This is a genomic window from Ruminococcus sp. J1101004sp1_RTP21198st1_B9_RTP21198_201120, from assembly GCF_040924245.1.
Classification (GTDB): Bacteria; Bacillota; Clostridia; order Lachnospirales; family Lachnospiraceae; genus Blautia_A; species Blautia_A faecis.
The window spans coordinates 146157-172968 of the sequence record NZ_JBCOMI010000006.1 but is presented as its reverse complement, the minus strand read 5'-3'; the positions used below and the strand labels follow the sequence as shown (position 1 = coordinate 172968).

The following is a 26812-nucleotide window of genomic DNA, read 5'->3' as shown; positions in this document are numbered from 1 at the left end:
TTAGTCGTAGTTAGTCATTAGCTTGCCGGAACGTTGCGACGCGCGGCGGTGAATATACATTGTGAAATCGCGTCCGGAATAACGACCAATCCACAAAATAGCAAATTTGTAAACAATAATTACTGCACACCTTATTGTACATGATTTTTAGGGACTTGAAAAGGAAAAAGTGGGGTGAAATTCATAAAATGTTCATAAATATTTGTTATGATACAAAAGATTGTAATGTCTGGGAAAACGGACGTGTCTTTTTTTAGAAAGGGAAGGAAATTATGCGTTTTTTAAACGAGTTACATGAAGGCGACCGGATCAGTGGCATTTATCTGTGTAAGCAGAAACAGCCGGCTGTGACCAAGAACGGAAAGCCTTATGAGAATATTATACTCCAGGATAAGACTGGAATGATGGATGGTAAGATCTGGGATCCGAATTCTCTGGGAATTGATGATTTTGACGCACTGGATTATATTGAAGTCATGGGAGATGTGACCAGCTTTGCAGGAGCTATGCAGCTGAATATCAAGCGTGTGCGCAAAGCAGGCGAGGGTGAGTACAACCCGGCAGATTATCTTCCAGTAAGTGAGAACAGCACGGATGATATGTACACCCAGCTGGTTGCCATGATCGGCACTGTGAAGAATACCTATCTGAATACACTTTTGAAGAAACTGTTTATAGAGGATAAAGAATTTTTGAAATCTTTTGAAGAGCATTCAGCAGCCAAGACCGTACATCATGGCTTTATAGGCGGGCTGATGGAGCACACTTTAAGTGTTGCCAGGCTTTGTGATTATATGGCATCTGCTTATCCGGTGATCAAGCGAGATCTGCTGATCACAGCAGCACTTCTTCATGATGTAGGAAAGACAAGAGAACTTTCTTCTTTTCCACTGAATGATTATACAGACGAGGGACAGCTTCTGGGACATATTATCATCGGAGCACAGATGATTCATGATCTGATTAAGGAGATACCGGACTTTCCACTGGATCTGGAGAACCAGCTGGTACATTGTATCCTGGCACATCATGGCGAACTTGAGTACGGTTCCCCTAAGAAACCTGCTATGGTAGAGGCAGTTGCTTTGAATCTTGCAGATAATACAGATGCCCGCATGGAGACTCTTACCGAGATTTTTGCGGCAGATAAGAGCAAGAAAGAATGGCTTGGATTTAACAGAATATTTGAATCTAACTTAAGAAAGACAGGAGAATGGTAATCTTTATGGAGTATCGTAAGAATGATATTGTTACGTTAAAGATTGAAGATTGCGGAATTGACGGTGAAGGTATCGGAAAGGCTGATGGCTTCACCGTTTTTGTCAAAGATGCAGTAATCGGAGACACAGTCCGCGCAAAGATCATGAAAGCGAAGAAAAATTACGGTTACGGAAGATTGGAGGAGATTATCACCCCATCTCCTGACCGTGTGGAGCCGAAGTGTCAGTTTGCAAGACAGTGCGGAGGCTGTCAGCTGCAGGCCCTTTCCTATGAGAAGCAGCTGGAATTTAAGACTTCCAAAGTCAGGGGACATTTGGAGCGGATTGGCGGCTTTACAGATATTCCTATGGAGAAAATCCTGGGAATGGAGCAGCCTTTCCATTATAGAAATAAAGCGCAGTTTCCAGTTGGAAAGTCAAAAGACGGCAGAATTATTACCGGATTTTATGCTGGTCGTACACATAGCATTATTGAGAATCGGGATTGTGCTCTTGGGGTAACACAGAATAAGGAGGTTCTGGACCGTGTGATCGCCCATATGGAGAAGTTCAACATCCAGCCGTATGATGAGAACACTGGCAAGGGTTTAGTGCGCCATGTGCTGATCAGATATGGCTTTTTTACGGATGAGATGATGGTCTGTCTGATCATTAACGGGGAGAAGCTTCCTGGCGAAGAGGCTCTGGTGAAATCTCTTTGTCAGATTCCGGAGACTGTCAGTGTGATGGTAAATGTGAATAAGAAGAGAAATAATGTGATTCTTGGGGAAAAGGTGCGGCTGCTCTGGGGACAGCCATACATTACAGACAAGATCGGAGAGATTTCCTATCAGATTTCGCCGCTGTCCTTTTTCCAGGTAAATCCTTACCAGACAGGGCGTCTTTATGGAAAAGCACTGGAATATGCACAGCTTTCCGGAAATGAGACTGTGTGGGATCTTTACTGTGGAATTGGAACCATTTCCCTGTTTCTTGCGCAGCAGGCAAAGATGGTAAGGGGCGTGGAGATCATTCCTGCAGCCATTGAGAATGCTAAAGAGAATGCACGCCTGAACGGATTTGATAATACGGAATTCTTTGTGGGAAAAGCGGAGGAAGTGCTTCCAGAGCAGTTTGCACGCACTGGTGAGCGTGCTGACGTGATTGTAGTAGACCCGCCGAGAAAAGGCTGCGACGAGACCTTGCTTTCTACCATTATCGAAATGCAGCCCGACCGTGTAGTTTACGTAAGCTGCGACAGCGCAACTCTGGCACGGGATTTGAAGTATCTTTGTGAAAGAGGCTACGAATTGAAGAAAGTCTGTCCGGTTGATATGTTCCCGAATACGGTGTCGGTGGAGACGGTATGTTTATTGTTCAAACTTCATTCAGACCATCATATCGAGGTAGAACTTGAGATGGATGAGCTTGATTTGACCGCTGCGGAGAGTAAAGCCACTTATGAGGAAATCAAGAAGTATGTATTGGAGCATACGGGATTAAAGGTCAGCAATTTATATATCGCACAGGTAAAGCAGAAATGCGGTATTATTGAGAGGGTAAATTATAACCTACCGAAATCAGAAAACTCCAGACAGCCGAAATGCCCGCCAGAAAAAGAAAAGGCTATAAAGGAGGCATTGGAGCATTTTTGTATGATTTGATGATATCAAATGGATAGTGTGATATTTTGAAATTATTTAACCTTTCGATTAGAAGTAAATATGAAAAATGAATGAGGGAAAAGATGCGAATACATGGTAGAAAAATTTTGGGATTTCCATGTGGAGATGTAGAAGTAGAGCAGCAAATATGTGATTTTTATATTGAAGAAGATAGCCATGAATTTGTAATTGAAGTTGATGATTATCCAATAGAAAAAGCATTTGATTTGCTATGTAGAAATGAATCACTACACAAAGAATGTTTATTTTGTGTTGATGAAAATGAAAAAGCTTTTACACTTTATAATTGCTATCTAATGCCGTTACAGATTCCTGTGAGACAAATGAAAATAATATGGAATAAATGTTTAATAGGATATCATATTGAAGATATACAAAGTGAAAAAATTAAATCAGCCGAGTATATTGTCCAGACGGATAAGAAGTATCCATTCCATATGTTTGTTGGGAAAAATTGTTTTGATATATTAAATGGAATAGTTCATATTAGCACTGATTGGAATCAAGAAAATACAAATATTGAAGGAGTAGCTATTTATATATCTGTGGAAGTGCCAGTAACAATTGCTATGGTAGAAAAAATTATTTTAAGATTGTTAGAAATTTACTTTTTGCAGATAGGTTTTTTTCCAAAGGTTGAGAAACGAAGAATGATTTCAGTGACTCAAAAAGAGTATTATTTCATAGAGGATTTTGCTGCTTATGGGAAAACTGCAAAAAAGAATATTAAGTTGGATTTTGTTTTAGACACGAAAAACAATTTAGCTTTTTCTGCTATTTATGATAAATGGTGGGGATTAAGAGAAAAAGAAGTTGTAACATTTAATTTGTTTTCATATCTAACAACGGAAAGTTCTCCTGTCAGAGAAGTACCAGTAGCAACTTGTATACAGTGTTTTGAGGGATATTTTCGTATTCATCATGCTGAGAAAATGCTTAAATTTTCAAAAGACACTAAAAATCAGATAAAGAAAGAAATATCAAAACTGTTGAGTTCTTCAGATAATTTGAAAAAGATTTGTGAAGAAAATGGAATTTTGCTTAAAGATATAATAACCAGTTTTAATCTAATGTCAGGTCATATTAATGAATACAGTCTAAAGGATATACTACAATATGCTGTCGAGAGTTATGATGCGACAAAACGTCTTTTTGAATATGAGAAAAAGACTAGAATAAACGATACAATGACATTACTGGATTTATTTATTAAAAAAGCGTCAGGACATAGGAATTGGCTATCACATTTAACTGAACAAAAGAGACGCTTTATAGGAAAAGAAATAGATTTAGCGGATAAAAAACTGAGGTTATTATTTAGATTAACACTATTATATGATATAGGAAGTGAAGTTACAGACACATCATTGGATTCCGCAATTATGAAAATTAATAAGTGGTATGACATTAATACACTTAGATGATAAATAGTAAGTATTGGAGAAGTGTAGAATTTAATGTTTTATTTCTCATTGCAGATTTTTAGTATCTTATCATTTCCGTATATAATAAAGTCAAAGGAAAACGGAGGTGGCATTTATGTTGGAAAAACTATATCATTTATATGTGGATAGCCAAGAAAGAAGCCTATTATTACATAGCCTTGTGGAGCTGAAAAATCAGCTTATACAACAGGGCAGATATACGGATTGTGTTGACGAGCTTATTTTTAAGGTCATAAATGCACTGACCAAGAGAATGAAAATTGAATATATCTAAGGCAGATTACGGAGCCGCTTATTCTTATTGATTGTTAAGAGTAAGCGGCTTTTTTGCATTCTCTGATACTGTTACATAGCCACCTTGACAAAGTGGCTAAATCTATGCGAAAGGAGGACGCACCTATGTCAAATTGCAAAGTGATTGCTCTGACAAACCAGAAAGGCGGTGTCGGAAAAACGACCACAGCGGTCAATCTGGGTGTGGGTCTGGCAAAGCAAGGCTCTAAGGTGTTGTTGATTGATGCCGATGCACAGGCAAATCTCACAATGGCTCTGGGCTATAATCGATCAGATGATATACCCATTACAATCTCTACTGTGATGCAGGACATCATGAGGAATGTATCTGACAGTCCAGAATAAAATACATTACGCAGTTTATAGACATACGGTGTCAGAACTGATCGTAGAAAGAACTGATCATACAAAGGAGCATATGGGATTAATCATCTGGGCAGATGCACCGGAGGAAAGGAGTAAGAAAAGCGATGTTAATTTTGCTGCAGGTCACGTCTGTTTGCATCTGTAAATTTGCCGTTCCGGGAGGTGTGGAACGGCTTTTGCTTTTTATTGCCTTATCCGCATTAGGAAACTGATCTACTTCAAAATTTGGTGGAGAATTGAGGAGGAAAGGTTGGATATGGGGGATTTTAGAATACTTGAACAAACAGTTATCTTCCTGTATAATGTTTACCCGTAAGAAACACAGGAAAGCATCCCTCATGAGATCGCAGAATTAAAATAATACTATTGGCAGATTTTATAAAAATGGATGTTGAAATTGTGTAAAATGCCAAAAAAGATAAGGGACTTTATAGGAACATAACAAAAGTGAATATTTTGTATAACAAAAGCGATTTTTATACGATAATAAGTCTATTGGAACTGTTTATTCTGCAAGGGGATTGATATGAATGAAACAAGACTCTGGGACACATAAGTCTAAATTTCCGGTTAGGAGACGTGAGAATGAAATTTAAAGAATTTGAATATATGCGTGCGATTGAAGCGAAAAAAAGTATAACAAAGGCAGCACAAATGCTGAATGTATCTCAGCCTGCAATCAGTAGATGTCTTATTAATTTGGAAAAGGAATTAGGAATTCAGCTTTTTGAAAAAATAGATGGAGATTATGTTTCAACACCTGCAGGAAAAATATACCTGGAGTTTGCAGCAGATATTACGAAAAGAAAAATTCAATTCGAATCAGATTTGAAAGAGTTGTTGCAGTATAAGCAGGGCGCATTATGTTTTGGCATAACGCCGGGGAGAAGTAAATCCCTAACGCCTATGGTTTTGCCTGAAATACGGAAGAATTTTCCTGAATTAAAAATAGAGATACATGAGGAGAATGTGCATAATTTGGAGGAAGCGCTGAGAAAAGGACGCATAGATGTAGCATTTTTCACATTGAGTGAACAAGAGAAAGCAGACGATAAATATTTGTATTACCAGATACTTGGAAAAGAAGAAATCGTGCTGACTGTAAAAAAAGGAACAGAAATTGCCTGCAAGCCTTTACGCAAAATTGGATTTCAATATCCCTGGGTAGAACTTTCATGTTTTGAAAAGTTTGCTTTTATTTTACTAAAAAAGAATATGAGATTGGGACAGATAGCAGAAGAAATTTTAAAAGAGAATCATATATCACCGGAAAAAATAGAAATAGCCGGTATCGAAACCGCACAAGAGCTTGTGGCAAATAGTTATGGGGTGTGTCTTTGTTCCAGTCTTGGAGTGAGAGAATATCAGAATAGATTAGATATTTATTCTTTCGGAAAACAGCCGGTTACCTGGAAGTTTGTAGCAGCATTGAGAATAGGAGGATATATGACAGAACCTCTAAAATATCTCATTCAGTTATATCAAACCGCAGCAGAAAGAGTTCAAGGAAAATATAACGAAGACGTATATACAATATAAGAAACTGTTATTTGATAAAAGAAAAAAACGAACATATAATACACCCATAAAGTTTGCGCAGCTTTATGGGTGGTTTCATTTTCAGAGGTTTTGAGATGGATATATCAGGAATTATGGGATTTGTCCTTATGATATGTATGACGTTGCTGGTGTATAAGATAAAGGTAAGTCTGGGAATTCTATTTATGACATTGCCGGTGATAGCAGGATTTTTATCCGGGTTTTCAATGGCAGAAATGAGTTTGTATATTTTAAAAGGAATTGAAAATGTGATTCCGGTAGCTTTGATGTTTGCAACTGCGATTTTATTTTTTGGGATATTAAATGAAACAGGAACTTTCACAGCAATAATCACAAAAATAGCAGGAAGGTTTCATCTAACCAGGAAGAATATTTTTCTTATGACTGTGTTCGTATCAGCAATCGCACATTTAAGTGGTTCAGGTGCAGTATCGTATTTGATTGTGATTACAACATGTAAAAGTATATACAACGAAAATAAAATTCCATTAACAAATTTGATGTGCCTTAGTTCTTTAACTTTTGGTGTTATGAATATGTTGCCATGGGCAGGACCATGCGGACGCCTTGCAGGAGTTTTAAATACAGATCCGGTTTCAATCTGGCGTTTGTGTATCCCGTCTCAGATATTTGGAATACTGATGGTGTGTGTAATTGCCTGTATTTTGTCAAACTATCAAAAGCTTTCGGATATTGATTCTTTGAGTGAAAATAATTGTAAGCAGTGTATTGCGAGAAATAAGCCGATTTTAATACAGCAAAGTAGAAAAAAATGCTGTTTGTCAGTGGGAATTATGACAATAATAATCATTTTGCTTATCATCACAAGAATCTCTTCGTGGATTGTTTTTATGATGGGATTATCTGTAATAAGTATCATTAATCTTAAAGAAGTAAAGAAAATGGAATTAATGAAATACATAAAATCAGCGGGAATCATGGCAGGAACAGTTTTGGCATCAGGCGTTATGGTTGGTGTTCTGACACAGAGCAGCATGCTGACAAGTATGTCAGAAATGATATCTGGATTACTTCCGGTAAGCATGAGAGAGCATATACATATTTTACTCGGGGCGCTGGCCAATCCCATAAGCTGGATCATGAGTGGAGAAGTAGAAATTTTTGGATTCATGCCAATTGCTGCAAAAATAGCATCAGAGTGTCAAATAGCAGTGGAAGTTACAGCCGCCGCATTTCTGATTCCATATAGTGCAGTTATTTTTGTACTTCCAATGACAGTATCTGTTCATCTTGGACTTTCTCTATGTGGCGTAAGTTTAAGAGAGCATATCCGGCAAACATATTTATGGACATTATTTTTAAGTATCACAATGTTGGGTTTTGCAATAATAATAGGGATACTCCCCTATTAGAAAAGGAAAAATATAAAAATGTCAGAGGTACATACGTATATTGAAACACTAAAAAAAATAGGAATAAACGGAATACAGATTATTCAAGACGGCCAAGAAATAGGTTGCTTCATGAAAAAGGAATATAAAAGACAAAATCAATATTCTATTACGAAAAGTTTTACCTCAGCGGCAGTTGGATTTGCAATTGAGGAGGGGCTTTTTGAATTAAACAGTAAGGTTTGCCAACTGTTTGATGAGGCAATAAAAATAGAAGATCCTTACTGGAATATGATGGAAATACGACACCTGCTTACTATGACAATGGGACTGGAAACACCGATTCTTATGGGAGACAGTAGAAAGACATTGAAAGAAAGTGACTGGGTATCCTATGTATTCAGACAAAAAGTAACAGAAAAACCAGGGACAGTGTTTCAATACAATAATGCGGGTCCATATCTTTTAGGCGTTTTGATTCAGAGAAAGACAGAAAAAAATCTGATAGAGTATCTTACCCCTCGCTTATTTGACAAACTGGAGATAAAACCACTGGAAGCGGAATTTTGCCCCAAGGGTTATGTCTTTGGTGCTGGGGGATTGCAAATGAATGTAAGAGAATTGGGAAAGTTTGGACAGCTTTATTTGCAGAGAGGCAAATGGAAAGGTGAACAGATTCTTTCAGAAAAATGGATTGAAGAATCAACAAAGAAACAGGTGGAATGTGGGGATTATAATAATTCTCAGGTTGACGGATACGGATATCTATTCTGGCATTTGAAGGGAGATGCATATATGGCGAATGGAAAATATGGGCAGTATTGCATTGTACTTTCAGATCAAAATTCTGTAATAAGTGTTAACTCACCGGAAACAGAACAGAGCGACAGGGTGGGTAGATACATTATGAAAAAATTAAAAGAAGGGAGAAGGAATAATGGAAAAGAATAAAAAAAAGTATGGATTGTTGGTTGCAGTGGCTCTTTGTGTGTGCTTATTAGGAGGGTTTCTTGCTAATCTTGCACAAACTGATTTTGGTAAAGTTACAAAAAAAACAATTTTATTTGAAAGCAATTCTGGACATACGATTAGTGCAGATGTATTGATTCCTAATGAGGCAGGAGAAGAAAATCCATTACCGGCAATTGTATGGGCGCATGGAGGAAATGCAAATAAAGAACGAAGTGATAATTTTCAGATTGAATGGGCGCGGCGAGGATACGTAGTAGTTTCCTTTGACTTGTATGGACATGGTGAATCGGAAGTTTTAAATGATACAGAATGGTTTGATAATGGACGAGGATTGTATGACACGGTTCAGTATGTTGCAACATTGCCTTATGTGGATGCAGATAGAATTGCAGTATCAGGACATTCCAGAGGAGGCAATACCATCCACGAGTCTGTTTTGCTGGACAATGAACTGGAAACACCGTTAATTAAGGCAATTCTTTATGTGGGACGAGATGCCATTTATCGTGATAATGAAACTGCATCATTTGGATATTTTCCGGGAAAAACCAATACAACACAGGCAGCTGAAAAAGGCGGAAATGGTGAATACTTCAATTATTATGGAAATCGAGATGTAGGTATTATTGCTGATAAATATGATGATTTTTCATTTAAAGAAAAAGATGAGGAAACAGGTGAGATGAAACCAAATCCTGAGTTTTTAAAATCTAACAATGCCAAATCTTTCTTGAATTTTGGTATTACGCCGGATGAGAAAACTGAGGATGGGTTAGAAGGCCAGTGGTATGAACAGGAAATAGATGGAAAAACAGCAAAACATATCATTTATATGCCGTTAGCAACACATGGAACATCAGTATATGTGCCTGACGCATGTACAGATGCAGTAGAATTTATGCAAACTGTAATTCCAACAGATAGTACGCTGAAAGCTGACAATCATATTTTTCCATTAAAAACATTAGGATGTTTAATGGGATTTGCGGGATTTTTTGTATTTGTAACAGGAGTAGCGCTTCTTTTGGTGCAGTATGAACCGTTTAAAGGTGTTAGTGCTGATCGCGATGCAACAATGAGACTGGCAGCAAATGATAAAAAAGGAAAAATATGGCTTACAGGTTGTCTGTTGGTTAATACCGTATTTCCGTTGCTCAGTGCGTTGGTGTTATTTCACTTTAAAGTGGATAAAGTGGTAGATGATTTTTTTATGCAGGGAATGCCGTTGTTCTATGGAGTATGGGGAACGGTAAATGCAATATTTGTAATCCTTACCACTATCATCTGGTATAATTGTTACGCAAAGAAAAATGGAATCAGTTTGGATTCCATTGATATGAGAACATCAGCTGCACAGATTGGAAAGACAATTGCGACAGCATTAGTAGTTACAGGTATGGCATTTGTCTTGCTCTTTTCAGTGAAATTTTTCTTTAATACAGATTTCAGATTTCTTTATTGGGCAGTACGTCCATTTAACGCAAGACGTATGTTGGAAGCTATGAAGCTCTTACCATTCTTTACAGTTGCATATGTGACAGCTTCTATTTTCATTAATTGTTTGAATTTTAATACATCTTTTGGAAAAACAGAAAGGAAAAATATTTGCCTTCTTGCATTTTTGAACATTCTGCCACCATTGCTTTTGGCGGTGGCTGGATATGGATACTTCTTTATTACAGGTGTGAATGGTTTTTATGGTACAAACAATCAGATATCTGACTGGATGGTAGCTCCATTAGTACCTATGCTTGTTACTCCTTTTGTTACAAGAGCAATCTATAAAAAGACGAGGAATCCATATTTAGGGGGCATAATTAATGCAGTAATTATAACTATTATGACATGTGTAAATGCACAGATAGTATTTCCGGCATAAGAGAAAATATAAAATCGAGCAACAAATATCCAAATGTGAACAGGTGGGTATTTGTTGCTCGAATATTTTATTTCAGTTGAGAAAGCGTCCAGAGAAGTTGTAAGCGTCATATCTTTTACATAAATTATATGATAAGCTCACCGACCAGGAGAAGACAGATGGCAGAATTATAATTTTTAAATAATATTCAAGCCGGACATTTATTAGACGCTTCCGGTAAGCGAACAATATTTTCGAGTCAATCATTTATAAGTCGCCAATGGTGGGCGGGCAATATATTTTGATAACAGAAATGCTCTGTATCTAACTTAATTATACGATTGACAGAGAAATGCGTCAATACGGAAAATAAGTATTGAAATTAGTTGGAACAAGTACTGAAATAAAGTTGGGACTATAAAACAAAGTTATATTGCGAGAAAAATTATGAAGAATAAAAAGATTAAATGCGATATATACCAGAGTATCCACAACCATGCAGATAGATGTCTACAGTTTGGATGCTTAGAAAGAAAAACTCAAGAGATATGCGGAATTTCAGAGAATGTTGGATAATGCTGAGAATGGAATAGATGAGGTACAGCTTGTATTGGTGTTCAAGCTTTCCTGATTTGGTCGTAATGCGGCGGATGTTTTAAATTCTTTGCAGAGGATGCAGGATTTTGAAGTGAATCTGATCTGTGTAGAAGATGGAATTGACAGCTCAAAAGATAGTGGAAAGCTGATGATTTACGTTCTGTCTGCGGTGACAGAGATTGAAGGATTGGAAAAGCAGCACAGGCAGTTGACCGGAGCAAAAGCAAGACTTGGACAGCAGATGGACAGTCTGGACATCATGGATAAATTTTATGAAAAGAAATATTAGGATATGGAGACACGGTTATATCGTCTGTATGATGAGATTGAAGGCGTGGAGAACAGTATAGAGGAAGTTAAGAATCGCCTGCTGAATATCCGGCAACAGAAAATATCAGAAGAAAACGTCTATCAATTTCTTTTATATTTTGATAAACTATATGATAAGTTCACCGACCTGGAGAAGAAAGAATTTCTTAACAGCTTTATGGAACAGGTGGACATTTACGAGCAGGAGCAGCCAGATGGCAGATTCCTGAAGCACATAAAGTTCCGTTTTCCGGTGTATTTTGGAGACAGAGAGACACAGGAACTTTGTTGGGACAACGAAAGTACCGTTGAAACTGTATGCTGCTTACAAAAAATATGAGAAAAGCCGAAAGGGCACTTGCTTCCAGAATTTCTGGAAAAGGAGTGCCCTTTTCTGATTTTTTTTGACTTTATATATCTGATAAGAGCTTTCACCAGAAATATTCCCAGCATCATAAATGTTGTTAATGGTCAATTTCGAAGCCAATCCGGCAGGCTATGTAAAATAAGCCCAGATCAAAACAATGACGGAAGGAGCTTATGCAACAGAATATGGAATTTGAGCGGTGCATTGATTTTCTGGTGAGGATGATCGATAAGTACGGCGATGAAGTCCTCCGGGATACTTCAAGGGATACTTCAAGGCATATTTCAAGGTATGCCTTTTGGGACCTTTTGCCGTTCTTACATTGACGGAAAAAAGACGCAGAGGTATAATAAAAAGAAGTTTACAGTCTTTTTACTATTAAAGTGGAGAGAGAGCATGAAATATAAAAGGATGAGGAAAAATGACAACCAAATACGAATTTAGAGACATTCTTCCAGAGGAGTTAGATCAGGTGATTCAGATCGAGCAGATCTGTTTTCCGCCAAATGAGGCCTGCTCTGCCAAGAGTATGAGAGAACGAGTGGCAAATGCACCAGAGACATTTATGGTTGCAGTGGATAAAGAAACAGGTAAAGTTGCCGGCTTTCTCAATGGGGTGGCAACAGACGAAGCAGTATTTCGTGATGAATTTTTTACGGATAGTACTCTTCACAATCCGGAAGGAAGGAACATTATGCTCCTTGGTCTTGATGTTCTTCCGGAGTATCGCCACCAGGGGCTTGCCCGTGAAATCATGACACAATATGTGGAAAGAGAACAAAAAAGAGGCCGCGAATGCCTGTATCTGACCTGTCTGGATAACAAAGTAGAGATGTACAAAAAAATGGACTACACCGACAACGGAATTTCCGGTTCCGCTTGGGGCGGGGAAGAATGGCATGATATGAGCAGGAAAATCAGATGATCCGGCTTCAGGATATTGCGGATATGGCGGGAGTGAGCAGGACTACCGTATCAAATGTAATAAATGGTAATACGAAAAGAGTTTCCCAGGCCCATGGAATGTACTCCTTGCAGGACTCCTTTGTAGGAGAACTTGTAGGAACCATTCAGATGGAAGCTGAAATGAAAGGATACTATGTCATGCTGATCGGAGGGAAGAATATCCAGAATGTGGGAGTGGATGATTATTCAGGCGGCTACCAGATTGGAAGTGCTTCTTATCTGCTTGTTCTGCTTCCAGTGCTGATCGTGTATATTTTTTGCCAGAAATGGATCATGAATGGTGTAGTAGCCGGTGCGGTTAAATAAAGAAAACAAATATAGAATATCAGGAGGACAGCCAGAAAATGAAGAAGAACTGGTGGAAAGAAAGCATTGTATATCAAATCTATCCAAAAAGCTTCAATGACAGCAATGGGGATGGAATTGGTGATATCCGAGGAATTATAGAGAAACTTGATTATCTGAAGGAGCTTGGGGTAAATGTTCTGTGGATCTCACCTATGCTGGAGTCCCCACAGGATGACAACGGCTATGATATTTCAGATTATCGCAGAATTTACAAAGATTACGGAACCATGCAGGATTACGAGGAGCTGCTTTTTCAGGCGCATGAGCGTGGAATCAAGGTGCTGATGGATCTGGTTGTAAATCATACTTCAGACGAACATCAGTGGTTCCTGGAGAGCAAAAAGTCCAAGGATAATCCGTACCGTGACTATTACATCTGGAAAAATCCGGTAAACGGAAAAGAGCCAAATAACTGGGGTGGTGCATTCGGCGGTTCTGCATGGGAATACGACAATGAGACACAGATGTATTACCTGCACCTGTTTTCCAAAAAACAGCCGGATCTGAACTGGGAAAATGAGAAAGTGCGCCAGGAAGTTTACGATATGATGAAATTCTGGTGTGACAAGGGAATCGACGGCTTCCGTATGGATGTGATCAGTATGATTTCAAAGGATCAGGCTTTCCCGGATGGAGAAGTGAAAAGCGGCCTGTATGGAGATTTCGGTCCATACAGCGTTCACGGTCCGCGGGTCCATGAATTTTTACAGGAAATGAACCGTGAGGTATTGTCTAAATATGATATCATGACAGTTGGGGAAACTTCTGGTGTTACCATTGAAGAGGCACAGAAATATGCCGGGGAAGACAGTGGCGAGCTGAATATGGTGTTCCAGTTTGAACATGTAGAAGATGCTTCCCCGCATGCGGAGTTTGGCAAATGGACCACTGACAGATATGACTTTAAGGCTTTCAAAAAGACGATGATCAAATGGCAGGAGGAACTTCAGGGAAAAGCATGGAACAGTCTTTTCCTGGGAAATCATGATCAGCCAAGAAGCGTTTCCAGATTTGGAAATGACAATCCGGCATACCGAGAGACTTCTGCAAAAATGCTGGCAACCTGTCTTCATATGATGCAGGGAACCCCTTATGTATACCAGGGAGAAGAGCTTGGCATGACAAACGCATATTTCCATAAGCTGGAAGATTATAAGGATATTGAGAGCATTCAGTATTATACAGAGCTGACAGATGCAGGGCTGATGGAGCCGGATTACATGATGAAATGTCTGATGCTCAGAAGCCGTGATAATGCAAGAACACCTATGCAGTGGGACGGTTCAGAAAAAGCAGGTTTTACAGATGGGGAGCCGTGGATTAAAATAAATCCAAACTGTAAAGAAATCAATGCAGCCAGTCAGTTGGATGATCTGGATTCCATTTTCCATTATTATCAGAAACTGATCGCTCTTCGCAAGGAGAAAGATATTATTGTGTACGGTGAGTTTGAACCTCTTTGCCGTGAGGATGATCAGATTTTCGCATATACAAGAAAGCTGGATGAGGAAAGACTTCTTACAGTCTGCAATTTCAGTGAGCAGTCTGCAGAATTTGAAGTTCCTGCAGAATTTGAAGGTTCCCAGTGCCTGATTACAAACCTTGACCGAAAAGTATTTAAGGGTAAAATCGTGCTGAAACCTTATGAGGCATTTGTGTTATATAAATAAACAGGTTACTGGACGAGAAACGGACAGCAGCATAACCAGACTTAAAGGGGCAAAATTTTTTGCCTCTTTTTTGAAAGACGAGGAAGATTGTTATGATCAGAAAATACAGATACGGAGCTCCTTTTGATACGGAGGCAGTAACAGAGAAGATTGAAACAGCGAATGGCGCTTTTCCTTATGGAAAAATCAGCCTGGAAAAGGGCTTTGATTTTACATATGTGATGGATGAGGATGATATTGTTTATGGACTTGGGGAAGCCAACCGCGGCATCAATAAAAGAGGATACTGCTATATCAGCAATTGTACCGATGATCCAAACCATACGGAAGACAAGCGTTCTTTGTATGGTGCCCACAACTTTATCATTGTAAGCGGAAAGACAACATTTGGACTGTTTTTCGACTACCCTTCTGAACTGACCTTTGATATTGGATATACCAGAATGGACACCCTGAAAGTGACATGCGCAGATGCAGATCTGAATGTGTATGTGATTGAAGGTGAATCTGCCTATGATATTGTAAAGCAGTTTCGCCATGTGATCGGACGCAGCTATATTCCCCCGAAATTTGCATTTGGTTTCGGACAGAGCAGATGGGGATATACCACCAAGGAGGATTTTCGCAAGGTGGCAGCAGGATACCGTGAGAATCACATTCCCCTGGACATGATCTACATGGATATTGATTATATGGATTCCTACAAGGACTTTACGTTGAATCCGGAGAATTTCCCTGATTTCCCGGATTTTGTAAAAGAGATGAAAGACCAGGAGCTACGCCTGATCCCTATTATTGATGCTGGTGTAAAAGTGGAAAGCGGCTATGAGGTTTACGAGGAAGGTGTGGAAAAAAGATACTTCTGCCAGCGGGAGGACGGAAGTGATTTTGTGGCAGCCGTATGGCCGGGGGATACTCATTTCCCGGATTTTCTGAACAAGGATGCCAGAAAGTGGTTTGGAGACAAATACAGCTTCCTTATTAGACAGGGGATTGAAGGCTTCTGGAACGATATGAATGAGCCTGCTATTTTCTATTCCTCAGAGGGAATGGAAGAGGCGAAGAAACTTGCCGGAGAGTTTTACCAGGATAAAGAAGGTAAGATCCACATTTGGAAAATGCAGGGCGAGCTAAACGGACTCGCAAACAACCCAGAAGATTACCGCAGATTTTATCATAATGTGGATGGCAAAAAGATCCGTCACGACAAGGTACATAACCTGTTTGGCTACAATATGACAAGAGCAGCAGGCGAAGCATTCGACCGCATTGATCCGGAGAAGCGTTTCCTGATGTTTTCCCGTTCCTCCTATATTGGAATGCACCGTTACGGCGGAATCTGGATGGGAGACAATAAATCCTGGTGGTCACACATTCTTCTGAACCTGAAAATGCTGCCGTCTTTGAATATGTGCGGATTCCTTTACACAGGAGCAGATCTTGGTGGATTTGGTGCGGATGCAACAAGAGACCTGGTGCTTCGCCATATGGCACTTGGGGTATTTACTCCGCTTATGCGTAACCATTCCGCAATCGGAACAAGAGAGCAAGAGTGCTATCAGTTTGAGAATGTTGAGGATTTCCGAAATGTGGTAAATACGAGATACCGCCTTGTTCCGTATCTGTACAGCGAATACATGAAGGCCGCTTTAAACGATGATATGTATTTCAAACCACTTGGCTTTGTTTATCCGGATGATAAGATGGCAATCCGGGTGGAAGACCAGCTGATCCTTGGAAATGAGATTATGATCGCACCGGTTTACGAGCAGAACGCAAGAGGGCGTTATGTTTACCTTCCGGAAGAAATGAAGTTTGTGAAATTTCTGACAGACGGAAGCATTTCTGAGGAGATTCTGGAAAAGGGCGTTCATTATGTGGAGGTTGCCTTAAATGAAGTGCCTCTGTTTATCCGTAGTGGTAAGTGTATTCCGGTTGCAGAGGCTGCGGAGTGTGTGAAGGATATTGATACTTCCAAACTCACTATGCTGGGATATGAAGGCAGCAGTTATACTTTGTACGAGGATGATGGCGTGCATAAGGAGTACGATAAGGCTGAGAATTATAGAAAATTAGAAAAATAACAGAATGAAAAGATCCCTTGAAAGTCTTTGGAAATTTCACGACGAGGTTTAAAAGATTTTTTAAACAGGATCCAGAAGACAGAAAATCGGAGCTGGCCATCAATTGCCAGCTCCGATTTTTTCAGATACCATATCGATAAACCACACAAACAGAATCAATCCCAGCATGATTGCACCAGCTTTTTCCCAGGCATATTGATTCATGGAAAAAATAAGGGGCGCTCCGATTCCGCCTGCGCCTACCAGACCGAGAACGGAAGCTTCACGGATGTTTACATCAAACCGGTAGAGGATGATAGAGGTGAAAACAGGCTTCAGCTGCGGCAGGACACTGTGGCAGATGGCGGGAAGAGGACGGACCCCCATGGCCAGCAGCGCATGATAGGGACGAGGGTCCAGGGCATCTAGTGCTTCTGTAAATCTTTTGGTGAGAAGTCCGATACTGCATACGGCCAATGTCAGCACTCCTGTGAAAGCTCCTGGCCCGGATACCCGGATGAAAATCAGTCCATACACCAGAAAAGGCACCGAACGGATTACCATGATCACCAGGTTAAAAAGAAAGGACACAGGAGCAGGTACGAAACGTTTGGTATTTAGAAAAGCCAGCGGTGCAGATACAATGGCTCCGATTACCGTTCCAATAAAAGCAATGCACACTGTTTCCAGTAAAAGATACCCAAGCCCATCTTTTTCAGCCGAGAAAAAGAAGCTCCAGTCTGGCTGCAGAAAGCCAGCAAACATATTTCGCAAAGTCTGTGGACTGGTTCTGGAAAAATCCGGCAGGGAAAGGGTAAACGTGCAGATCAGAAACAGGGCAGCCAGAAACAGAAGCAGCAGTCTGGCCTGCTCTTTTTTTATTGTGCGCTCTTTTCGTATCAAGGCGGCCAGATACCGACTGAAATATTCAATCACACACACTGTTAGAAACAGCATCAGCAGAATGGTCCCCACTTTGTCATACTCCAACCAGGAAATCTTCTCATTGAGAAGCAGTCCGATACCGCCAGCTCCCACATATCCTAAAATGGAGCTGTGCCGTACATTGGTTTCCAACAGGTAAAGTGCATTGGTGAGAAATCCAGGAATGATCTCTGGTAGAATTCCATGGATATAAGCTACATACTTTGAAACACCCATAGCCCGAAGTGCCTGGTAAGCTTTTACATCGGCGGCACTTGCATCCTCGTAGGTAAGTTTTGTCATAATGGCAAAGGTGTACAAGGTAATGGCAAAAGTACCTGCAAAGGTTCCAAGCCCGAAAAGAAAGGTAGCAGTAAGCGCCAGAATCAAGGCTGGAAAAGAACGGAGAATCTGGATTACAATTCTAAGTATCCGTCGTATTACAGCTGGAAATCCTAAGTTTGCAGCGCCAAAAGGCGAGAGTACAAGGGCAAAAAAGGTGCCAAGTACCGTTCCGGTAACAGACATCTGAATGGTGTAAAAAAGCGGTAGCAGGATCTTCTGAATATAAGAAAAATCTGGCGGGATCATATCCACGACCAGGTCGGTGAGGTGGTTCCTTCGTTTCCAGAAAGTTACAAGGTCACAGTCTGTGAAATTTGCTGCAAGGAAAAACAAAATCAGAAAAGAAATTGGAACAGCAAATTTTGCCACAATGGAATTTTTGCTTGTTTTGTTATCATTCATAAGCGACACCTCGCTTATTCTCTATCTGAGTATCATTTTTGTTATAAATTTGTGTAGTGATAGAATCAGTCAGATCAGCAGTCTTACCGTCAAATACAACCTTGCCATCTTTCAGACCAATAAGTCGGTCGGAGAACTCCTGGGAGAATTCCAGATTATGGCTGTTCATTAAAATGGTGACACCATCAGTCTCATGAATACTCTTCAGCAACTCTAGAATCTGTCTCCCGGTAACTGGATCAAGAGACGCCACCGGTTCATCTGCCAGCAGGATCGCCGGGTGCCGCATAAGTGCTCTTGCAATTGCCACCCTTTGCTTTTGTCCGCCAGACAGATTCTTAATCGGTTCCTCTGCCTTTTCCAGAAGTCCAACCCGATCCAGCAGTTTCAGAGCTTCTTCTTTACGTGTTTTTCCATAAAGTCCAAACACGCCCTGGAAAAATCCCATATCCGGAAGTCCGGCAGTCAGCACATTCTTCAGACAGGTAGAATTCTCCACCAGACAAAAGTCCTGATAAATAGTTGCGATGGATTTTTGCAGTTCACGTTTTTTCCTTCCTTTTAGAGAATCAAAGCGCTTATCATCCAGAAGCACCTGTCCGCCAGTGCACTCCATCATTCCATTGAGAATGCGAAAGAGCGTTGTCTTCCCCGCCCCCGAAGGCCCGATCACCGAGACAAATTCCCCCTGTGAGACGGAGAAATCCACATCTGCCAGGGCTTTTGTGCCATTATGAAATTTTTTTGCGATATGCTGAATCTGTAAATTCATAGATAAAATTGACCTCGTTTAAAACTACTGCCGAGGCAAATAATCTGCCCCGGCAGTTTAAAATATTTTGTAACTATTCAGAAAAGTTGAAGTCTATTCCATAGACTTCAGCAGCTCCTGCGCCTCTCGTTCGCCATCGTAATTGGAGTCATCGCCCCATTCATATCCAACCTGGCTGAACACGCTGATAATATCTTTTCCCTCGTCCGTATTCGCAATCTCAATAAAGGAATCTCCCAGCGCCTGGCGGAAATCTTCATCCTGCATAACTTCAGAAGTTTTGCTGTAGGCAATCATATCATTGTAAATCTTATCTGTAACTCCGATCACACCAGTCTGATTTACCATATCATCTGTACCTCCGAAGGTCTCTTTCCATTCCGGTGCGTATTTGGTACGGATGTGGCCATAAGAAACCATCACATCAGCCTGTCCGGAAGCCAGACGTGCAAGAGAGGTTGTATAAGAATCAGATTCTACCGCATTTGCCAGATCACTGATTCCCTTTCCATATTTTTCGTTCAGCCATAAGCTTGGATAAATATAACCGGAAGCTGAAGTTGGTCCCATAACAGCCCAGGTAGCATCGTTCAGATCATCCCAGGTAAGCTCTTCGCCGTTATTTACCTTTTCCAGTAAAGCCTGTCCCTTTTCGCTTGGACCTGCCAGAATAATAGAACGGTAATAGGTAGACATCTCATCGGTGTTTTCTTCGATTGTACCATCATTCCAATCTTTCGGATCATCAGAATCTTTGTTGATTCCATAGCGAAGGGCGGTAAGAAGAACGTCACAGTCATCAGAGAAAAGTACGTAATTTCCGCCGGAAATAAATCCGATATCTGCGCTTCCTGCACTTAAAGCCTGGCCAACAGCGGTGTAGCTTGTACCTACTGTCATGTCCACGTTCTCCACGTCATACCCCTTGGTGAGCAATGTTTCCTTCAGTAAATCTTCCAGCGGCTCTGTAGCAGTGGTGATGGTGTCGGAATCTGCATATGGGGAAAATGCAATCTTCAGAGAATCAATGGTTTTGGTGTCCTCTGCAAAAACAGTGACAGTGCTCCCAACGGTAAGTCCCAGGCATAATGCCAGGGAAAGTGCGGATACAATGTGTTTCTTCATAGTGAAATACCTCCATGCTTTTGTTTGATCATATAATGTGTTACTGCGCATTTGAAATATGACGCAAAGCGAATCGCTGCGAATAAAATGGGCAGTAACTTTATTTCTGCTGGAAGTCGGTTATAACGAGAAAATTGCCCAATTTCTTACTATAGAATGTTTGAAAAAATTTTTCTGCAAAGCTGGGAATAGAGATTACAGCAATGGACTCTCAAATATGCCATGGTGAGAAGGGCTCATTATTCATGTAAATAAAAATACATGCCTCCCAGCATGTATCGAAAATGACTTTCGAGCAGATGCTGACAATCCACCTGCAAAAAAACAGGTGAACAGGTTTCGATCGATCCTGACGGGATCCTCTCAACCCGGACCTACGGGCTCCCTCGCAATCTGGTTTTCGTCATCACAAATTCTGACCGCAGCACAAGGGCGCTCCCCCTGGCACTGCATTCCGTTAACCGGATAAATTGTATCATACCTGTCCTGGAATTACAATAAAAAATTCTGGTATAGCATTTGTAAAAATGTAAAAATGTAAAAATGGAGATGGAGAAGTTATTGCTTATTCGAAGTTCAATAATATGGAAAAAAAACATGGCAGTTCTCCATCGAAAATAATTGACGTGGTATATGCTTTAGTGAGGAAAAGAAAAATCCCCGTAACAGATCAAATTTAAGGTCTGTTATGGGGATTTATGTGTAGGAATAGTTATAAAAAGTGTAAAACTCTATAATTTCAATCCGTTATTGTGGAAAGCATGCAATTATTTAATTGCATCCAGCGCATTGGAAATATCCGCGATCAGATCCTCTTTATCCTCAAGACCAAGACTGATACGGATCAGCTCTGCCGGTACGCCAGCTTCAATGAGCTGCTCGTCTGTCATCTGTCTGTGGGTGGAGGTGGCAGGGTTCAGGCAGCAGGTTCTTGCATCTGCTACGTGAGTCTCAATTGCGCCAAGCTTTAAGTTCTGCATAAAGGTGGAAGCTGCTTCACGGCCGCCCTTCAGACCGAAGGAGACAACACCGCAGCCGCCGTTTGGCAGATATTTCTTCGCTCTGTCATAGTATTTATTAGATGGAAGTCCAGGGTAATTTACGTAAGCTACCTTCGGATGGCTTTCCAGAAATTCTGCTACAGCCTGTCCATTCTCCACATGCTTCGGCATGCGTACATGCAAGGACTCCAGTCCGAGATTCAGGATGAAAGCACTGTTCGGGGACTGCATGGAACCGAAATCACGCATAAGCTGAGCGGTACATTTCGTGATGAATGCGCCTTCTTTTCCAAATTTCTCAGCATATGTAATTCCGTGATAGCTCTCATCTGGCGTGCAAAGTCCTGGATATCGGTCTTTGTGCGCCATCCAGTCAAAGTGACCGCCATCAATTATAGCACCGCCTAATGCTGCACCATGTCCGTCCATGTATTTGGTGGTGGAGTGAGTAACAATGTCAGCACCCCATTCGATGGGGCGGCAGTTTACTGGTGTAGGGAAGGTGTTATCGACTACAAGGGGAACCCCATGTTCGTGAGCAACTTTTGCAAAAAGTTCAATATCCAGGACGGTAAGTGCCGGATTCGCAATGGTTTCGCCGAACATAACTTTGGTATTTGGCTTGAAAGCTGCGTTTAATTCTTCTTCAGTAGCATCTGGGGAAACAAAGGTTGCGGTGATACCCATTTTGGCCATGGTAACAGAGATTAAGTTGAAGGTTCCGCCATAAATGGAAGAAGAAGCCACAATGTGGTCTCCGCACTCACAGATATTGAACAGAGCCATGAAATTGGCTGCCTGTCCGGAAGAAGTGAGCATAGCTGCAGTTCCACCCTCCATTGCAGCAATCTTGGCTGCAACATGGTCGCAGGTAGGATTCTGAAGGCGGGAGTAGAAATAACCCTCAGCTTCAAGGTCGAAAAGTTTTCCCATATCCTCGCTGGTGTCGTATTTGAATGTTGTTGACTGAATGATCGGGATCTGTCTTGGTTCACCATTTCCCGGTTTATATCCGGCCTGAACACATTTTGTTCCCATTCTGTAATTGTTCATGATGTGTCTCCTCTTCTGGTAAAATAAGCTCCCTGTGGAAAAGTGTTCACAGAGAGCATTCACATAAAGATATAGTATCATTTTTTTATAAAAATAGCAACGGCTTGGTGCAAATTGCGGCGCGAAATCATGCGAATGCATGATTTCTGTGCATCGCGAAGCGTGTTACTGGTCACGGAGTGAACAGTAACTTACTGTGAGCGGTCATTCTTTATTTCGTGAAATATCTTCAATGATCGTGGTATTTATGTCATCTTCATACAGACGCATCTGCACCTGCATAGGTGTGGGATCGTCGGTGAGCTTTATTCTACCGAAGTGGTTGAAGAAGAACAGGACACCAAGACCGATACCGAGAGAGTAGGAGATTTCCAAGACAGTATTGCCGGTTGTGGGCTGTCCGGTGACCTGGGTGTAGATCTGCTCAAATAGAGCGGGGATGTCTACGTCATTGTTAAAGGTCATAATGGAAAAGCCTGCACCGAAAAAGGTGGCGAGGCAGACAAATATGACTTTGCACCATCTTATAACAATATTGACAGTTCCTTCCTTCTGATAGGTGATGATGAAGTTTGGTTCGCCAATATGCGTAATAGCAAGATCAGGCTCTTTGAGCTGGATATCATTTATAAGATCCATAACAGAAATCACATACCTGCCTGTCTTGTCCGGATCCAGGTTTGCTACCGGGAGAACCCGCAGGTGATTTAAAATTTTGGAATTGGTGCAGGATAGCTTAGCAATGTCCTGGAGATAGACATGGGGGTGATGAACCTCCACGTTTTCTTTGGTTTGGATGTATAGTGTGTCACTCATGAAATTCACTCCCATTGCAAAAAATGTTGGTTACAGGCAAGGATAAAGTACGTTGTTATTCTTTCATTTTCGGTTTAAAAAACCAGCTTGCCAGATAAGAAAAAATCAGGGCTGCAGAGACACCAGCTGCGCAGGCGGTGAAGCCTCCTGTGAAAAGCCCGATGACACCATCTGTGTCGATGGCTTCTTTCAGACCTTTCCATAGTGTATTCCCGAAACCAAGTAGTGGCACAGCAGCACCGGCACCGGCGAAATCAATCAGAGGCTGATAAATGCCTATGGCGCCAAGAATAGAGCCGGTGCATACCAGAAGAACCATGACACGTCCGGGCATAAGTTTGGTTTTATCAAGTAAAATCTGGACAAGGGCGCAGATCAGGCCACCTACCCAGAATGCATTAAAATAGTCCATGGAATCATCTCCTCATAGATACAGACAAAGATAGTTGGTAGAGACAGATTATAATTAATACAGTACGGTTTATAGGATTGCAATTATACAGGAAGTACGCACAATTATTTAGTTTACTGCTTTTGATCTTTTTTTGAAACATGCTCTAACACTACCGCATGTGCAATCCCCGGAATGGAATCTCCCTCATTAAAACTTGTTTTGGAAAGCAATGCTCCTGTAGGAACAAAGAGCACCCTTTTCCAGGTTCCTTTTGCCAGTTCCGGCAGAATATAGGCAGCCAGCACAGATGCACTGCACCCACAACCACTTCCACCAGAATGAGTATCCTGTGTTTCACCATCAAAGATTAAAAGCCCACAGTCCTGATAAATGGACTCTATATCATATCCTTTTTCATTTAACAGATCCAGTAGGATCCGTTTTCCAACAGCTCCCAGGTCTCCGGTGAAGATTGCATCGTAATCATCAGGTGCTCGGCCAAAGTCACAAAAATTCCGGTAAATGGTATCGCAGGCGGCAGGTGCCATGCATCCACCCATGTTCAGAGAATCCTTAAGTCCAAAGTCAATCAGCCTTCCAGTGGTAAGTCCTGTTATTTGGACACATCCTTCTTCTGAAATAAGCGACTCAGTCTTTTCCGGGATTTCCGGAACAGGCAAAGTTCCGGAGAGAACACAGGCACCGCTCCCGGTAACAGTCCATGTGGCTGAGAGAGGACGCTGGTTTCCGTAAGCCAGAGGAAAGCGGAATTCTTTTTCTGCACTGGCAAAATGGCTGGAAGTGGCACAGAGAATATGTTCTCCGTATCCGGCTGCGGCAGACATGGCGCCAAGAGAGAGGGATTCCCCTATGGTGGAGCATGCACCGAAAAGTCCATAAAATGGGATTCCCATTCCGGCAATTCCAAAGGAAGAGGCGGTAGTCTGAGCCAGAAGATCACCTGCGAAGGTCATGCGGATATCCCCGGGAGTAAGCCCGGCTTTTCCAAGAGCCAATGCGGCTGCTTCTTTTTGCATGGTGCTTTCCGCAGCTTCCCAGGTATCCTCTCCAAACATAGGCTCTTCGCAGACCAGATCGAATTTGCTTCCAAGAGGTCCTTCCCCTTCCTTTTTTCCAACTACAGAAGCACAGCTTACAACGTAAACCGGATTCTGAAAGCTCATACTGGCAGAACCGGTAAGTCTGGCTGGTGTCTGTGAATTCATGAAATCACCTCCATTATTTTCAGAAGATAGTAGATCACTCCGGCAACCCAGGAACTCATGATTCCGTAAAGAATCACAGGACCTGCAATGGTGAAAATCTTGCAGCCGATTCCAAAGACCTGACCCTCCGTTTTATATTCAATGGCAGGGGCAGCTACGGAATTAGCAAAACCAGTGATTGGAACCAGACTTCCCGCTCCGCCAAATTTTCCAATCTTTGGATAAATATTAAATCCGGTAAGAATAACACTGATGAAAACCAGGGTGACAGAACACCAGGTACCGGCCATATCCTGGTCTAATCCTCTGGATTTTGCGAAATTTGTTATAATCTGCCCAACGACACAGATTGCACCGCCTGTGAGAAAAGCCTTTGCCATGTTCATGGGAAGACTGTGGGTGGGGGTGATCTGTTTTACATAATCGGCGTATTGTTTCTGCTTTTCTTTTGGTATGGAATTGTTCATAAATGCCTCCTGTAGCCATGATGAATGGAACTGCTTGTTTAGAGTACAGTAACCTTTTGGGTTTTATTATTATGTGAAAAAATATGTAAAATATACTTTCTTTTTAGCTGAATTTATACTATTATGATAGTATTGTTATAGTTATTACGGAAGATGCTGCTATTGCTTGTAAACAGAATAGCAGTAGCTTTATATTATAAACCAAAGAAGAGAGGTAACTTATGGGAAAATATTTTATGGGGAAGGGAGTAAAGCTCCTTACAGAGGAAACTGAGAATAAGATCAGAATCTATAAGCTGGGACTGCTTCAGCCGGAATTTGGACATATGCCATGCATCAGTGGGAATGCATTTACTTTTTTATTGGCAGAAGAAGGAGAAATACAGTGTCAGATAAATCAGGAGAAAGTAGATCTGGAAGCTGGAGAGGCTTTATTTATCAATGCAGGACAGTCCTATCGTCTGGTCAGAAGTGAGAAGGAAAGCAGCAGTTTTTATATAATTGAGGTGGCTGGAGAGTATCTGGCAGCTGGAGATGAGAGCCTTCAGAATAAATATATTTCACCGGTTGCAGAAGCAGAATCATTCGCTTATTGCAGGTTTATGCCATCAGCTGAGGAAGATACAGATGAAGACATTCTTCTTCAGGCACTTCTTGCCGCTGCGCAGACAGCAGAAGGCAGGGATATGGCCTATGAACTGGATATGAAGAGCTGGCTGTTCACTGCATGGGGAAGCCTTTATAAGAAATTTGCCCAGCCGCGTCCAGAATGTAAGAATGCAGTGATCAGGGAACGGTTGAAACTAAATCGTATGACAGGATATCTCACGGAGCATTGTAACGAGAAACTGACTCTTTCTGCTATGGCAGAAGCATGCCAGGTAAGCACTGGTGATTTTTGCCGTTTCTTTAAGAAACATATGGAGATGACTCCATTCGAATATTTGCAGAAATGCAGAATCTGGAACAGTATGGATGCAGTTCTGGAGAAGACTGCTTCCATGGGAGATATTGCAGTGGAAAATGGTTTTGCAGGAGCAAGCTATTTTTCAGAGACTTTCCGAAAAGAGATGGGCTGTTCTCCTGCAGATTATCGGAAATGGTACCGTGGCCTGTCAGATGAATGTCCGATAATCACCGGAGAAAATAAAGAAGAAAGCGCCAAGGTGTCAAAGAAGGATAAAAAAGGAAAGTCTGGTAAAAACGTTCCTTCTTATTTATTATAGAAAATTAGCT

Annotated in this window: 23 protein-coding genes and 3 pseudogenes; 18 read left to right on the top strand and 8 right to left on the bottom strand. The window is 41.1% G+C overall.

The genetic code is table 11. The annotated features are described in order from the left end of the window. Nucleotides 1–272: 272 nt before the first annotated feature. From AB5618_RS05945 to AB5618_RS05865, 17 genes and pseudogenes are all read left to right on the top strand, one after another. On the top strand, nucleotides 273–1220 hold the full coding sequence (locus AB5618_RS05945) for a 3'-5' exoribonuclease YhaM family protein (RefSeq protein ID WP_148461665.1): 948 nt from the start codon (nucleotides 273–275) through the stop codon (nucleotides 1218–1220). 5 nt (nucleotides 1221–1225) lie between these two features. Further along, nucleotides 1226–2863 (top strand): 23S rRNA (uracil(1939)-C(5))-methyltransferase RlmD, encoded by a 1638-nt coding sequence (gene rlmD, locus AB5618_RS05940; protein WP_148461664.1) that lies wholly within the window; start codon nucleotides 1226–1228, stop codon nucleotides 2861–2863. 83 nt (nucleotides 2864–2946) lie between these two features. Continuing rightward, complete coding sequence (locus AB5618_RS05935) at nucleotides 2947–4308, top strand: hypothetical protein (RefSeq protein ID WP_148461663.1); 1362 nt, start codon at nucleotides 2947–2949, stop codon at nucleotides 4306–4308. A gap of 115 nt (nucleotides 4309–4423) precedes the next feature. Then, on the top strand, nucleotides 4424–4603 hold the full coding sequence (locus AB5618_RS05930) for a hypothetical protein (RefSeq protein ID WP_148461661.1): 180 nt from the start codon (nucleotides 4424–4426) through the stop codon (nucleotides 4601–4603). A gap of 125 nt (nucleotides 4604–4728) precedes the next feature. Beyond that, nucleotides 4729–4941, top strand: a pseudogene (locus tag AB5618_RS05925) (ParA family protein); the annotation flags it as partial. A gap of 4 nt (nucleotides 4942–4945) precedes the next feature. Beyond that, nucleotides 4946–5134 (top strand): RhuM family protein, encoded by a 189-nt coding sequence (gene rhuM / locus AB5618_RS05920; protein ID WP_148461660.1) that lies wholly within the window; start codon nucleotides 4946–4948, stop codon nucleotides 5132–5134. Between the two features lie 440 nt (nucleotides 5135–5574). After that, a complete protein-coding gene (locus tag AB5618_RS05915) occupies nucleotides 5575–6528 on the top strand; it encodes a LysR family transcriptional regulator (protein WP_148461659.1) in 954 nt (317 codons plus the stop codon). Nucleotides 6529–6593: 65 nt separating this feature from the next. Further along, the gene (locus AB5618_RS05910) at nucleotides 6594–7922 is read left to right on the top strand and encodes an SLC13 family permease (protein ID WP_148461658.1); all 1329 of its coding nucleotides are present in this window, start codon (nucleotides 6594–6596) and stop codon (nucleotides 7920–7922) included. Between the two features lie 18 nt (nucleotides 7923–7940). Beyond that, nucleotides 7941–8852: a serine hydrolase gene (locus AB5618_RS05905; protein WP_148461657.1), complete on the top strand. Its 912-nt coding sequence runs from the start codon at nucleotides 7941–7943 to the stop codon at nucleotides 8850–8852. After that, nucleotides 8839–10752, top strand: coding sequence for an alpha/beta hydrolase (locus AB5618_RS05900; protein WP_118617303.1), 1914 nt, complete (start codon nucleotides 8839–8841; stop codon nucleotides 10750–10752). Before AB5618_RS05905 ends, AB5618_RS05900 begins: the two co-directional genes overlap by 14 nt. Nucleotides 10753–11404: 652 nt before the next feature. Beyond that, complete coding sequence (locus AB5618_RS05895) at nucleotides 11405–11617, top strand: hypothetical protein (RefSeq protein ID WP_347708937.1); 213 nt, start codon at nucleotides 11405–11407, stop codon at nucleotides 11615–11617. 3 nt (nucleotides 11618–11620) lie between these two features. Beyond that, nucleotides 11621–11977, top strand: coding sequence for a hypothetical protein (locus tag AB5618_RS05890; protein ID WP_330589386.1), 357 nt, complete (start codon nucleotides 11621–11623; stop codon nucleotides 11975–11977). Between the two features lie 448 nt (nucleotides 11978–12425). Beyond that, nucleotides 12426–12929 carry a GNAT family N-acetyltransferase gene (locus tag AB5618_RS05885; RefSeq protein ID WP_148461656.1) on the top strand — a complete coding sequence of 168 codons (504 nt, stop codon included), beginning with the start codon at nucleotides 12426–12428 and terminating at the stop codon, nucleotides 12927–12929. Beyond that, nucleotides 12926–13009: pseudogene (locus AB5618_RS05880) on the top strand (LacI family DNA-binding transcriptional regulator); the annotation flags it as partial. The gene AB5618_RS05885 and the pseudogene AB5618_RS05880, both read left to right, overlap by 4 nt. A gap of 171 nt (nucleotides 13010–13180) precedes the next feature. Further along, nucleotides 13181–13276: pseudogene (locus AB5618_RS05875) on the top strand (carbohydrate ABC transporter permease); the annotation flags it as partial. Between the two features lie 38 nt (nucleotides 13277–13314). Then, nucleotides 13315–14988: an alpha-glucosidase gene (locus AB5618_RS05870; RefSeq protein WP_195379431.1), complete on the top strand. Its 1674-nt coding sequence runs from the start codon at nucleotides 13315–13317 to the stop codon at nucleotides 14986–14988. A 92-nt stretch (nucleotides 14989–15080) separates the two neighbouring features. Further along, on the top strand, nucleotides 15081–17072 hold the full coding sequence (locus AB5618_RS05865; protein ID WP_148461654.1) for a TIM-barrel domain-containing protein: 1992 nt from the start codon (nucleotides 15081–15083) through the stop codon (nucleotides 17070–17072). Nucleotides 17073–17171: 99 nt separating this feature from the next. On the opposite strand, the gene phnE is transcribed toward AB5618_RS05865, so the two are convergent. The 8 genes from phnE to AB5618_RS05825 form a co-directional block, all read right to left on the bottom strand. Next, the gene (gene phnE, locus AB5618_RS05860; RefSeq protein ID WP_148461653.1) at nucleotides 17172–18722 is read right to left on the bottom strand and encodes a phosphonate ABC transporter, permease protein PhnE; all 1551 of its coding nucleotides are present in this window, start codon (nucleotides 18720–18722) and stop codon (nucleotides 17172–17174) included. Further along, nucleotides 18715–19494: a phosphonate ABC transporter ATP-binding protein gene (gene phnC / locus AB5618_RS05855; RefSeq protein ID WP_148461652.1), complete on the bottom strand. Its 780-nt coding sequence runs from the start codon at nucleotides 19492–19494 to the stop codon at nucleotides 18715–18717. Before phnC ends, phnE begins: the two co-directional genes overlap by 8 nt. 93 nt (nucleotides 19495–19587) lie before the next feature. Beyond that, nucleotides 19588–20619, bottom strand: coding sequence for a phosphate/phosphite/phosphonate ABC transporter substrate-binding protein (locus AB5618_RS05850; RefSeq protein WP_148461651.1), 1032 nt, complete (start codon nucleotides 20617–20619; stop codon nucleotides 19588–19590). Nucleotides 20620–21386: 767 nt separating this feature from the next. Further along, entirely contained in the window at nucleotides 21387–22673 is a 1287-nt protein-coding gene (locus AB5618_RS05845; RefSeq protein ID WP_148461650.1) for an O-acetylhomoserine aminocarboxypropyltransferase/cysteine synthase family protein, read from the bottom strand. Between the two features lie 204 nt (nucleotides 22674–22877). Continuing rightward, on the bottom strand, nucleotides 22878–23489 hold the full coding sequence (locus AB5618_RS05840) for a stage V sporulation protein AA (RefSeq protein ID WP_148461649.1): 612 nt from the start codon (nucleotides 23487–23489) through the stop codon (nucleotides 22878–22880). Between the two features lie 55 nt (nucleotides 23490–23544). After that, complete coding sequence (locus tag AB5618_RS05835) at nucleotides 23545–23901, bottom strand: SpoVA/SpoVAEb family sporulation membrane protein (protein ID WP_118581240.1); 357 nt, start codon at nucleotides 23899–23901, stop codon at nucleotides 23545–23547. A gap of 113 nt (nucleotides 23902–24014) precedes the next feature. Further along, nucleotides 24015–25109 carry a stage V sporulation protein AD gene (locus AB5618_RS05830; RefSeq protein WP_148461648.1) on the bottom strand — a complete coding sequence of 365 codons (1095 nt, stop codon included), beginning with the start codon at nucleotides 25107–25109 and terminating at the stop codon, nucleotides 24015–24017. Beyond that, nucleotides 25106–25576, bottom strand: coding sequence for a SpoVA/SpoVAEb family sporulation membrane protein (locus tag AB5618_RS05825; RefSeq protein WP_148461647.1), 471 nt, complete (start codon nucleotides 25574–25576; stop codon nucleotides 25106–25108). The genes AB5618_RS05830 and AB5618_RS05825 overlap by 4 nt, the downstream gene beginning before the upstream one ends. Nucleotides 25577–25797: 221 nt before the next feature. Here AB5618_RS05825 and AB5618_RS05820 point away from each other — a divergent pair, with 221 nt between their 5' ends. Further along, nucleotides 25798–26802, top strand: coding sequence for an AraC family transcriptional regulator (locus tag AB5618_RS05820; protein ID WP_148461646.1), 1005 nt, complete (start codon nucleotides 25798–25800; stop codon nucleotides 26800–26802). Nucleotides 26803–26812: the final 10 nt, after the last annotated feature.